This is a genomic window from Parasynechococcus sp., from assembly GCF_042954245.1.
Lineage (GTDB): Bacteria > Cyanobacteriota > Cyanobacteriia > PCC-6307 > Cyanobiaceae > Parasynechococcus.
This window is the reverse complement of sequence record NZ_JBGKDP010000106.1, coordinates 1-10,937: the sequence shown is the minus strand read 5'-3', so window position 1 is coordinate 10,937 and position 10,937 is coordinate 1. Positions and strand designations below refer to the sequence as shown.

The 10,937-nt window shown below is 65.5% G+C and carries 10 protein-coding genes; 5 read left to right on the top strand and 5 right to left on the bottom strand.

The annotated features are described in order from the left end of the window. Window positions 1–16: 16 nt before the first annotated feature. On the bottom strand, window positions 17–2,056 hold the full coding sequence (gene uvrB, locus ACGVJ8_RS04870) for an excinuclease ABC subunit UvrB (RefSeq protein WP_392345937.1): 2,040 nt from the start codon (window positions 2,054–2,056) through the stop codon (window positions 17–19). A 74-nt stretch (window positions 2,057–2,130) separates the two neighbouring features. Between uvrB and ACGVJ8_RS04865 the strand changes: the two genes are divergently transcribed. After that, window positions 2,131–2,586: a GNAT family N-acetyltransferase gene (locus tag ACGVJ8_RS04865; protein WP_392345935.1), complete on the top strand. Its 456-nt coding sequence runs from the start codon at window positions 2,131–2,133 to the stop codon at window positions 2,584–2,586. A gap of 53 nt (window positions 2,587–2,639) precedes the next feature. Next, the gene (gene mutS / locus ACGVJ8_RS04860) at window positions 2,640–5,351 is read left to right on the top strand and encodes a DNA mismatch repair protein MutS (protein WP_392345933.1); all 2,712 of its coding nucleotides are present in this window, start codon (window positions 2,640–2,642) and stop codon (window positions 5,349–5,351) included. Between the two features lie 4 nt (window positions 5,352–5,355). Here the strand turns inward: mutS and ribH are convergent, their stop codons facing one another. From ribH to ACGVJ8_RS04845, 3 genes are all read right to left on the bottom strand, one after another. Further along, window positions 5,356–5,838 carry a 6,7-dimethyl-8-ribityllumazine synthase gene (gene ribH, locus ACGVJ8_RS04855; RefSeq protein WP_392345931.1) on the bottom strand — a complete coding sequence of 161 codons (483 nt, stop codon included), beginning with the start codon at window positions 5,836–5,838 and terminating at the stop codon, window positions 5,356–5,358. A 64-nt stretch (window positions 5,839–5,902) separates the two neighbouring features. Beyond that, window positions 5,903–6,091 (bottom strand): photosystem II reaction center protein PsbZ, encoded by a 189-nt coding sequence (gene psbZ / locus ACGVJ8_RS04850; protein ID WP_038551804.1) that lies wholly within the window; start codon window positions 6,089–6,091, stop codon window positions 5,903–5,905. Window positions 6,092–6,205: 114 nt separating this feature from the next. Beyond that, window positions 6,206–6,964, bottom strand: coding sequence for a DUF561 domain-containing protein (locus tag ACGVJ8_RS04845; RefSeq protein ID WP_392345928.1), 759 nt, complete (start codon window positions 6,962–6,964; stop codon window positions 6,206–6,208). A 35-nt stretch (window positions 6,965–6,999) separates the two neighbouring features. Here ACGVJ8_RS04845 and tilS point away from each other — a divergent pair, with 35 nt between their 5' ends. Continuing rightward, entirely contained in the window at window positions 7,000–8,004 is a 1,005-nt protein-coding gene (gene tilS / locus ACGVJ8_RS04840) for a tRNA lysidine(34) synthetase TilS (protein ID WP_392345926.1), read from the top strand. Here the strand turns inward: tilS and ACGVJ8_RS04835 are convergent. Then, a complete protein-coding gene (locus ACGVJ8_RS04835; protein WP_392345924.1) occupies window positions 7,952–8,590 on the bottom strand; it encodes a precorrin-8X methylmutase in 639 nt (212 codons plus the stop codon). The genes tilS and ACGVJ8_RS04835 overlap by 53 nt on opposite strands. Window positions 8,591–8,608: 18 nt before the next feature. On the opposite strand from ACGVJ8_RS04835, the gene holA reads away from it, so the two are divergent. Continuing rightward, the gene (gene holA, locus ACGVJ8_RS04830; protein ID WP_392345922.1) at window positions 8,609–9,574 is read left to right on the top strand and encodes a DNA polymerase III subunit delta; all 966 of its coding nucleotides are present in this window, start codon (window positions 8,609–8,611) and stop codon (window positions 9,572–9,574) included. A gap of 47 nt (window positions 9,575–9,621) precedes the next feature. Beyond that, a partial coding sequence (locus ACGVJ8_RS04825) for an aspartate kinase (protein ID WP_392345939.1) occupies window positions 9,622–10,937 on the top strand: 1,316 nt, incomplete at its 3' end.

Sequence of the window (10,937 nt, the reverse complement as noted above, 5' to 3'; positions counted from 1 at the left end):
GTTTCCACCGTGGATTTCAACGGGAGCCGGCCATCTTCTGACGCAGCTGCTTCACCCGATCCCGCAGGTTGGCGGCTTCTTCGAAGTTGAGCTTCTTGGCCGCCTCCTTCATTTTGGATTCCAGCTGATCGATCAACTCCGGCAGTGCCTCAAGAGCCAGACCGGCATCGGGATCGTCTTCCAAGGCCTTGGCGGCCTTGCCGACTACCTCCACCAGATCCGCGTCCGGCCCGTCTTGCTTCAGCTTGCGGGACAACTCAAGGAAGTTGAGGATCGAATTGCTGGCCTTCTTGCCGGCCGCCGTGGGCACCACGCCATGCTTCTCGTTGTAGGTCTGCTGAATCGCGCGGCGCCGCTCCGTTTCGTAGATGGCCTTGGCCATTGAGTTGGTCATGTTGTCGGCATAGAGCAGCGCCACGCCCTCCACGTGCCGGGCAGCCCGGCCGATGGTCTGGATTAGGGAGCGCTCGGCCCGCAGGAAACCTTCCTTGTCGGCATCGAGGATCGCTACCAGGCTTACCTCCGGTAGGTCCAATCCCTCCCGGAGCAAATTCACCCCCACCAGCACGTCGTATTCACCCAGGCGAAGGTCCTTGATGATCTCGATCCGCTCGATCGAGTGGATCTCTGAGTGCAGGTAGCGCACTCGCACCTCGTTCTCCGCCAGGTAATCGGTGAGGTCTTCCGCCATGCGCTTGGTGAGAGTGGTGACCAGAACCCGTTGGTTCTTGGCCGCCCGATCGCGGATTTCTCCGAGCAAATCGTCCACCTGCCCCGTCGTGGGCCGCACCTCCACCACCGGATCCAGCACACCCGTGGGGCGAATCACCTGTTCGGCCACCTCACCGCCGCTCACCTCCATCTCCCAGTCACCCGGGGTGGCTGAAACGAAAACAGTCTGACGTGCCTTCTCCCAGAACTCAGCCCCCTTCAGCGGCCGGTTGTCCGCCGCGCTGGGCAAACGGAAGCCGTGCTCAATCAGCACCTTCTTCCGAGCCTGGTCGCCGTTGTACATCGCCTGCAGCTGTGAGCAGGTGACGTGGCTCTCGTCCACGATCAGCAGCCAGTCGTCCGAGAAATAATCAATCAGACACTCCGGCGGGGTGCCCTCCTCGCGGCCAACCAGATGGCGGGCGTAGTTCTCCACCCCATTGCAGTAGCCCACCTGCCCCAGCATCTCCAGGTCGTACTTGGTGCGCTGCTCCAGCCGCTGGGCCTCCAGCAACTTGCCTTCGCCATTGAGCACATCCAGCCGATCCCGCAGCTCTGAGCGGATGGCCCTGATCGCCGTGTCCAGCCGGTCTTTGGGCGTCACAAAGTGCTTGGCCGGGTAGATGTTCACCGCATCCAAGCTCTGCAAAATCTCGCCGGTGATGGGGTCGACGTAGCGGATCGCCTCCACCTCATCACCGAACAGCTCGATCCGCACCAGCTGGTCTTCATAGGCGGGGCCTATCTCCAGCACATCTCCCTTCATGCGGAAGCGGCCGCGGGCAATTTCGGTGTCGTTGCGGCTGTACTGGTTGTTCACCAACTGGCGCAGCTGACCACGGATGTTGAGGGTCTCCCCCACCTCGAACTTCACCGCCGCCTTGAGGTATTCACTCGGAATCCCGAGGCCGTAGATGCAGCTGATCGAGGCCACCACGATCACATCGCGGCGCTCAAACAACGACCGCGTCGCCGAGTGGCGCAGCATGTCGATCTCCTCGTTGATCGACGCCGTCTTGGCGATGTAGGTGTCGCTGACCGGAACGTAGGCCTCCGGCTGGTAGTAGTCGTAATAGGAGATGAAGTACTCAACGGCGTTCTCAGGGAAGAACTCCCGCAGCTCATTACAGAGCTGCGCCGCCAGGGTTTTGTTGTGGGCCAGTACCAGCGCCGGCCGGCCGGTCTGGGCGATGACGTTGGCCATCGTGAACGTCTTGCCCGTGCCCGTCGCCCCCAGCAGGGTCTGATAGCGCTCGCCGCTGTTCACCCCCTGTACCAGCTGCTTGATCGCCGTCGGCTGGTCGCCCTTGGGGCTATACGGAGCCGTGAGATCGTAGGCGGGCATGGATGCTGCGGGGCCAAACAGCGGACGTCAATTATCGCCGGGGAGCAAGATGAAGTGATGCGGCTTCCAGACCCGTGACCCCGATCCGGCTGGTTCACCATGCCCCCGGTGCCCCCGGCCTGCGCTGGCTTGGCCTCGGACTGGACCTGCGCCCCAGCCGGGCCCTGCTCAAGTTGCAACGGCTGTTCGATCGCCACGCCTTCTGGGCCCGCGGCCGCAGCTTTGCTCAGCTGCGGCGATTGCTGGCCGGTAGCGATGCCGTGGTGAGCCTCTGGCGCGGCAAGCGGCTGGTGGGGTTCGGCCGGGCCACCTCCGATGGCTTCAGCCGGGCCGTGCTTTGGGACATCGTCGTGGCCGGCGATCTCCAGGGCCATGGATTGGGCCGCCGGGTGATCGAAGAACTGCTGCACACCCCGCCGGTGGTGGGTGTGGAACGGGTGTATTTGATGACCACCAAGAGTGTCGGCTTCTACCGGCAACTGGGCTTCCAGGATGCAAACCCCCAGCAGTTGATGGTGCTGCGCCGCTGAGCCAGGGGCCAACCCCAGAAGCTCGGTACGATCCAGATCCGAGAGTGCAGCCGATGCCGCGGTCCGCTTCCCAGCCCCAGGACGATGCACTGCAGGGCAATCTCTTTGGCGTCCCTGAACCGGCAGCCCCATCGGCAACGGCAACCGCAAGCGAACCGGAGGCGGCCAGCCACGATCTCAACGATGACGAGCTTGGGGCTGATGCCGCCGCCCGGCCCCGAACGCGGCAGGCCAAATCACGCGAGACCAGCACCGAATCCCCGGCTGCAAGCGATTCAGCACCCAGCAGCGACGAACCGGCCTGGGCCCACCACAGCCAGCTGGATCCGCTGCAGCTCACGCCAATGCTGCAGCACTACGTGAAGCTCAAAACGGCCCATCCGGAGCGGGTGCTGTTCTACCGCCTGGGCGACTTCTTCGAATGCTTCTTCGAAGACGCGATCGAACTGTCCCGGGTGCTGGAACTCACCCTCACCGGCAAGGAGGGCGGCAAGGAGATCGGGCGGGTGCCGATGGCGGGCATCCCCCACCACTCCGCTGAGCGTTACTGCGCCGAACTGGTCAAGCAGGGCTACAGCGTAGCCCTTTGTGATCAACTCGAAACCACCCCCACCAAGGGCGCCCTGCTCAAGCGGGACATCACCCGAGTGCTGACCCCCGGCACGGTGCTGGAGGAGGGCATGCTCAGCGCCCGCCGCAACAACTGGCTGGCGGCGGTGGTGGTGGAGCCAGCCCAGGGGAAACAACCGCTGCGCTGGGGCCTGGCCAGTGCCGATGTGAGTACCGGCGAGGTGCAAGTGATGCAGCGGGAGCAGAGCAACGCCCTGCACCAGCAGCTGGCCCAGCAGGAGGCCTCCGAACTGCTCTGGGCCGCCGCCCTCGACGCAGAGCGGCCGGCCTGGTGTCCGGAACGGCTGCGGCTGACGCCGATAGCCAGCACCCCCTTCAGCCCGGCGGAAGCAGAGTGCACCCTGCAGCAGCACTACGGCCTCAGCAGGCTCGATGGCCTGGGGCTACCGGAGTACCCCCTGGCCCTGCAGGCCCTCGGCGGCCTGCTGCGCTACTTGCAGGACACTCAGCCGCTGGAGGAGGACAGCCGCATTCCCCTAGAAGTACCGGCGATCGTGCACCGCGGCGATGCCCTGGTGCTGGATGCCCAGACCCGCCGCAACCTGGAACTCACCGCCACCCAGCGCGACAACCAGTTGCAGGGGTCGTTGCTCTGGGCGATCGATCGCACCCTCACCGCCATGGGCGGCCGTTGCCTGCGCCGCTGGCTGGAAGCACCCTTGATGAACTCCCAGGCCATTCAGCAGCGCCAGGATCTGGTGAGCAGCCTGGTGGGTGAACGCAGCCTGCGGCTGGCGATCCGCCAGCTGCTGCGGCCGATGGGCGACCTAGAACGGCTGGCCGGCCGGGCCGGAGCGGGCCATGCCGGTGCCCGCGATCTGGTGGCCATCGCCGATGGCCTAGAACGGTTGCCCCAGCTCACCGCACGGCTGGAGGCTGCGATCAGCGCGGGACCGGACTGGTTGCAGCAGCTGCTCAGCCCCGATCCAGCCCTGGCGGAGCTGGCCCAGACGATTCGCCACAACCTGGTGGAGGCCCCACCGCTCTCCCTCTCAGAGGGTGATCTGATCCATGACGGTGTCGATCCGCTGCTGGATGGGCTGCGCAACCAACTGGACGATCAGGACGCCTGGCTCAGCCACCAGGAACAGCAGGAGCGTCAACGCAGTGGCATCAGCACTCTGAAACTGCAGCACCACCGCACCTTCGGCTACTTCCTAGCGGTGAGCAAAGCCAAGGCCACCGCCGTGCCGGACCACTGGATCCGGCGCCAGACCCTGGCTAACGAGGAACGCTTTATCACCCCCGATCTCAAGGAAAGGGAGGGCCGCATCTTCCAGCTGCGGGCCCGGGCTTGCCAGCGGGAATACGAACTGTTCTGCCAGCTGCGCGAACAGGTCGGCACCATGGCCGCCCCGATCCGCCAGGCGGCCCGCGCCGTTGCTGCCCTCGATGCCCTCACCGGCTTGGCCGATGTGGCCGCCAGCGGTGGCTACTGCGCTCCGACGATCACCGACAGCCGGAGGCTGCAGCTGGAGGCCAGCCGCCATCCGGTGGTGGAGCAACGGCTGGTGGAAGCCGCCTTCACCCCCAATGATGTGCAGCTCGGTGATGGCACCGACCTGGTGGTGCTCACGGGCCCCAACGCCAGTGGCAAGAGCTGCTATCTGCGCCAGATCGGCCTGATCCAGTTGATGGCTCAGATCGGCAGCTGGGTGCCGGCCCGATCTGCCACGGTCGGCATCGCCGATCGGATCTTCACCCGGGTGGGTGCTGTGGATGATCTAGCCGCCGGCCAGTCCACCTTCATGGTGGAGATGGCCGAAACCGCCAATATCCTGCATCATGCCAGCGATCGTTCCCTGGTGCTGCTGGATGAGATCGGGCGGGGCACCGCCACCTTCGATGGCCTGTCAATCGCCTGGGCCGTGAGCGAGCACCTGGCCGGCGATCTGGGCAGCCGCACGGTGTTCGCGACCCACTATCACGAGCTCAACAACCTGGCCTCCGAACGCGACAACGTGGCCAACTTTCAGGTGCTGGTGGAGGAAACCGGTGAGGATCTGGTCTTCCTCCATCAGGTGCAGGCCGGCGGCGCCAGCCGCAGCTATGGTATCGAAGCAGCGCGACTCGCCGGCGTTCCCAAGCCCGTAGTGCAACGGGCCCGGCAGGTGCTGGATCAGTTGGCGGCCTGAAGCATCAAGCCGACGGCAAGGCCCGCATCAGGCTGCCCATCTCCAGGGCCTCCAGCCCGTAGCTCCAGCCGAGGTTGCTCTTGATGCCCGCCCGCTCCAGCGCCTGCTGCATCGTGTCGGTGGTCAACACACCGAAGATCACCGGCACGGACGTGTCGCGCGCCACCGCAGCAATGCCCTTGCTGGCCTCCGCCACCACCACATCGAAATGGGGTGTGTCCCCGCGGATCACCGCCCCCAGGGTGATCAACACCTGATACTGACCGGAGCGGGCCATCTGCTGGGCCACAATCGGCAGTTCGAACGAACCCGGCACCCAGGCCACATCAAGCTGGGAGCTGGTCTCCGACACATCCACGCCATGGCGCTTGAGGCAGTCGAGACAGCCGCTCAGCAGCTTGGCGGTGACCAGATCGTTAAAACGAGCCACGACGATGCCGACGCGTAGACCAGCTGCGTCAAAGAAACGTCCTTCGAACGTGGCCATAGGGAAGGTGCCGACTGAATCCCAGCCATCGTGGCACCCGCCAGGTTCCCGCTGAGAGCTGAGCTCAGACGACGAAGAAGCTCACACCCCAGTTCAGCAACACTAAAACCACCCACACAGCACTGCCCAGCAGGATCAGACGGTTGGAACGGCCGCTGTCCTCGCTGGAGGCATACAACACCGGCACCGCAACGATCAAGGCGAAGGACGCCACCACCAGGGCCAGAACGGTCAGCGTGTTGATGAACTGCATGGAACTGGAAGTCAGAGGTCAATTTTCACACGAGAGCTGTTGCTCCCGCGAGCGAGCGGAGCACTCTTCACACCATGAAGGGGAAGAGGCCTTCGCTCAGCGGAGCATTCAGGTTCAGACGCGGGTCGCAACAGTGCTGTCCAGGGCATCACGCAGACCACGCACCACCGCCAGCATCGCCAACTCATCCTGCAGGCGATTCACGGCCGAACCGACGCCAACACCAGCCGCACCTGCAGCGATGGCCATCGGCAGCGTCACCGCCGACAGACCAGAGGCGCAAAGAACGGGCACATCGACGGCGCGGCTGATGCTGTGGGCCGCCGCCAGGGTGGGAGCAGCCTTCTCGATCAGGCCGAGGTGACCAGCGCTGAAGGGCTTGGCACTGGTGCCGCCCTCGGTCTGGATCAGATCGGCACCGGCCGCCACCAGATCAATGGCCAGCTGCTCCTGCTCATCCATCGGCAGCACATGGGGCACCGTGACGCTCATCACCACGTTGGGCAGCAGTGGGCGGGTGCGGAGGGTGAGCTCCAGTACCTCAGCCGCATCAAAAATCCGGCCCTGGGGGTAGAAGGCGTCGTAGTTGCCGATCTCCACCATCAGCGCACCGGCGTCCACCGCCGCGGGAAACTGCTCGGGCTCCACAGACGACACGCAGACGGGCACGCCACCGGAGGCCTCGATAACTCGACGCACAAGGGCAGGGTCGCAGGCAACATCGATCAGATCAGCACCGCCACGCCCGGCTACACGGGCGACCCGCTCCACACTGGCGGCATTAAAATTCATCAGGCCAGCGATCACCTTGAGCGCAGAGCGGTGCTCAAGGCTGCGCTGCAGAGAAATGGGCAGCTGCTGAAGACGGGTCATGGGGGACTGGACAGCGATGCCCTGATTCTCACACCGTGGAGGAAACGCACCCCTTCTCCTTGGGCTGGACGTCCTGGCATGACCGCCTGCACCGGCGCCTGCTGATGCAGCCACAGCTGCTGCCCCAGGGCAGCTCCCTGCTGCTGGCGGTGTCCGGCGGACAGGACTCCATGGCCTTGCTGGCGTTGCTGCAGGATCTGGCGCCGTTGCACGACTGGAGCCTGAGCCTTTGGCACGGCGACCACCGCTGGCACGACGGCTCCAGCCGGATCGCGGCGGAACTGAGCACCTGGTGCCAGCAGCGGCAGCTCCCCCTCCAGGTGGACCAGGCAGCGCCGGGACGGTTGCCCAGCGAAGCCAAAGCCCGGCAGTGGCGTTACGAACAGCTGGCACAACGGGGCCGCGAAGCAGGCGCCGATGTAGTGACGGGCCACACCGCCAGCGACCGGGCCGAAACGATGCTGCTGCAGCTGGCCCGCGGCAGCGATCTGGCCGGCCTGGCGGTACTGCCCAGCGTCCGCCCCCTCAGCCGAGAAGGACCCCAGCTGCGCCGGCCGCTGCTGCACCTCCAACGTGACGAAACCCTCCAGATCTGCCGGGACCTTGCCCTGTCGATCTGGGAGGACCCCAGCAACCAATCCCCCGGGTTCGCCCGCAACCGAATCCGCCATGAGGTTCTGCCGGTGCTGGAGGAGTTGCATCCAAGCAGCACGCAGCGGATGAGCGATCTGGCCGAACGGGTGTCCCAGGTGCGGGACGTTCGGACGGAACTCAGCCAGATGGCCCTGGACGTTCTGCAAAGCGCTGCTGGCCTGGACCGCCGCGGCCTGGGGGCATTGAGCTCAGCCACCCGCCGCCTGCTGCTGGCGCAATGGCTGCAGCAGCAGGGGGTGCCACCCCTACCAGCCAGCCAACTGGACGAGCTCAGCCGGCGACTTGAAAGCGGTGCCCCCGGTGGTGCCGCTGATCTTGCCGGGAGCTGGCAACTCAGCTGGAAAGAGGGGGAGCTGGTGCTGCGGCAGCGCGAAGAAGAGCATTGACCGCCGCGGCCACCAGGCCGGCCCCACCCCTGCTGCTCTCCAAACGGATCTGGGCCAGTCCACTGGACGCCAGATGCTTCTTGCTTTCCGCCACCCCCACAAAACCCACCGGCATGCCAATCACCAGGCTGGGGGCAGGGGCTCCAGCGGCCACCAGCTGCAACAACACCTCGAGAGCGGTCGGCGCACTACCGATCAGCACCACCGGGGCCGGTGACGCCACCGCGAGCCTGCGCCAGGCCTGCTCCATGCCAGCCGCCATGCGCGTTGAACCCGAAGGCGCCGCCTCGGGTGCCCACTCCAGCACCGTATGCACCCCACTTCCGAGGGTGCGTTGGGCCATCGGGGCCACCGCTGCCGCCGCCATCGCGGTGTCCGTCAGGATCGACGCCCCCTGCTTCAGCGCTGCCAAACCCTGCTCACAGGCCCCCTCGCTGAACCGCAGCAATGTTCCAAGGGAGAGATCGCCGCTGCTGTGCACCAACCGTTCCAGCACCTGCTGTTGCAGCGGCGGCAGGCCCGTGTCCCCCAGAGCCGCCCGGATCCGCCGGATGCTTTCAGTGAAGATCGGGTGGTCCTGGGCCATCTACGCCATCATCGACCCATGCCGATCCATCTGCTCTGGGGTGATGACGCCGCTGCGCGGGACCGGGCCATCGATGCTTTGATCGGCCAGGTTGTCGACCCCAGCTGGAACAGCCTCAACCTCAGCCGCCTGGATGGGGCGGACGCTGGTCAAGCCCTGCAGGCCCTCGAGGAAGCCCGCACCCCTCCCTTCGCCACTGGCGAACGGCTAGTGCTGCTGCAGCGCAGTCCGTTCTGCAATGGCTGCCCCAGTGAACTGGCCGACCGATTTGAAGCCGCCCTCGAGCTCATCCCCGACACCAGCCACCTGGTGCTGGTGAACCCGGCCAAACCCGATGGCCGCCTGCGCATCACCAAAGCCCTGCAGAAGCGGATCAAAAGCGGGCTCGATCAGGAGCAGAGCTTCCCGCTGCCAGCGGCCTGGGATGGCAACGGCCAACGCCAGCTGGTGCAACGCACGGCCGAGGCCCTGGGGCTGAAGGTCGAGCCGGATGCCATCGATGCCTTGGTGGAGGCCATCGGCACCGACAGCGCCCGGCTCGAATCGGAACTCCGCAAGCTGTCCCTGCGGGACACCAGCATTTCCGCTGTATGGGTGCAGGAGCTGGTGGGGGGACGCTCCACCAACGCCCTGGCCGTGGGCGATGCGCTGCTGGAGGGCAACCCCGGCGAAGCGATTGCCCGCTGGGATGCCCTGATCGAAGCGGGGGAACCAGCTTTACGTATCGTGGCCACCCTCACCAGCCAGATCCGCGGCTGGCTCTGGGTGAGCCTGCTGGAACAGCAAGGGGAACGGGATGTGGCGGTGATCGCCAAGGCCGCTGGGATCGGTAACCCCAAACGCATCTATGTGATGCGCAAGCAGCTGCAGGGTCACCCGCCCAAACGATTTCTCTCGCTCCTGGGCCGTCTACTCGAGGTGGAGGCACGGCTGAAACGCGGCGCACAGCCTGGCGATGCCTTCCGCGACGGCCTGCTGGGCTGATCGCTGCCCGCCAGGTGAGAAAATCCAGCGTTGCTGAAGCCCGGCCCATGGCCCTCCTGGTGCAGAAATTCGGGGGCACCTCCGTCGGCAGCGTGGAACGCATCAAAGCGGTGGCCGATCGGATCGGACGTTGCCGTGAGGAGGGGCACGACCTGGTGGTGGTGGTCTCCGCCATGGGCCACACCACCGATGAATTGACGGGTCTGGCCAACGCCATCACCTCTGCCCCCACCCAGCGGGAGATGGACATGCTGCTGGCCAGTGGCGAACAGGTGTCGATCGCCTTGCTGGCAATGGCCTTGAACGCCCAAGGGGTCAGTGCGACGTCGATGACCGGGCCGCAGGTGGGCATCGCCACGGAATCCACCCATGGCCGGGCCCGGATCCTCGGGATTCGCACCGACCGAATCCGCAACCGCCTCGGTGCTGGCCAGGTGGTGGTGGTCGCCGGTTTCCAGGGCACCAGCACCAGCAGTGATGGCCTCAACGAAATCACCACCCTGGGACGCGGGGGCTCCGACACCTCCGCTGTCGCCCTGGCGGCGGCCCTGGGTGCCGATGCCTGCGAGATCTACACCGACGTTCCGGGTGTTCTCAGCACCGATCCGCGCAAGGTGTCCGATGCCCAACTGATGGAGACGATCAGCTGCGACGAAATGCTGGAACTCGCCAGCCTTGGTGCCTCCGTGCTGCATCCCAGGGCTGTTGAGATCGCTCGTAATTACGGCGTGAACCTTGTGGTGCGCTCCAGTTGGAGCAATGCCCCTGGCACCCAGATCACTAGCCGTTCAGCCCGACCGATCAGCAGCAGTGGCCTGGAGCTCGGCAGTCCCGTGGATGGGATGGAGGAAGTGGACGGACAGGCCGTGCTCGCCCTCTCCCACATACCCGATCAGCCCGGGATTGCCGCACAACTGTTTGAAACCCTCTCCGAGGCGGAAATCAATGTGGACCTGATCATTCAGGCCACCCACGAGGGCAGCAGCAATGACATCACCTTCACGGTGGCCGAAGCGGATCTCGAGCTGGCCCGCGCTGTGAGCCAGAAGGTTCTGGATCAACTAGGCGGCGATCTGGCGTCCGAAGCAGGGCTGACGAAGCTGAGCATCAGCGGGGCCGGAATCATGGGACGCCCTGGCATTGCCGCCGGCCTGTTCAACTGCCTGTGCCAGCAAGGCATCAACCTCCGCCTGATCGCCACCAGTGAGGTGAAGGTGAGCTGCGTGATTGACTCGGGCGCCGGCAGCAAGGCGGTTCAAGCGGTGCAGGAGGCCTTCGACCTGGAGGACTCGCAAATCCGCATCAATCCCACCGACAACGGCAGTGGGGAACCGGAAGTTCGCGGCGTCGCCCTCGACCGCGA

Coding starts and splice junctions, on each gene's coding strand:
- psbZ (WP_038551804.1), bottom strand. CDS start 6,091: ATGCAGTTCATCAACACGCTGACCGTTCTGGCCCTGGTGGTGGCGTCC.
- mutS (WP_392345933.1), top strand. CDS start 2,640: ATGCCGCGGTCCGCTTCCCAGCCCCAGGACGATGCACTGCAGGGCAAT.
- ACGVJ8_RS04835 (WP_392345924.1), bottom strand. CDS start 8,590: ATGGCCCAGGACCACCCGATCTTCACTGAAAGCATCCGGCGGATCCGG.
- holA (WP_392345922.1), top strand. CDS start 8,609: ATGCCGATCCATCTGCTCTGGGGTGATGACGCCGCTGCGCGGGACCGG.
- ribH (WP_392345931.1), bottom strand. CDS start 5,838: ATGGCCACGTTCGAAGGACGTTTCTTTGACGCAGCTGGTCTACGCGTC.
- uvrB (WP_392345937.1), bottom strand. CDS start 2,056: ATGCCCGCCTACGATCTCACGGCTCCGTATAGCCCCAAGGGCGACCAG.
- ACGVJ8_RS04845 (WP_392345928.1), bottom strand. CDS start 6,964: ATGACCCGTCTTCAGCAGCTGCCCATTTCTCTGCAGCGCAGCCTTGAG.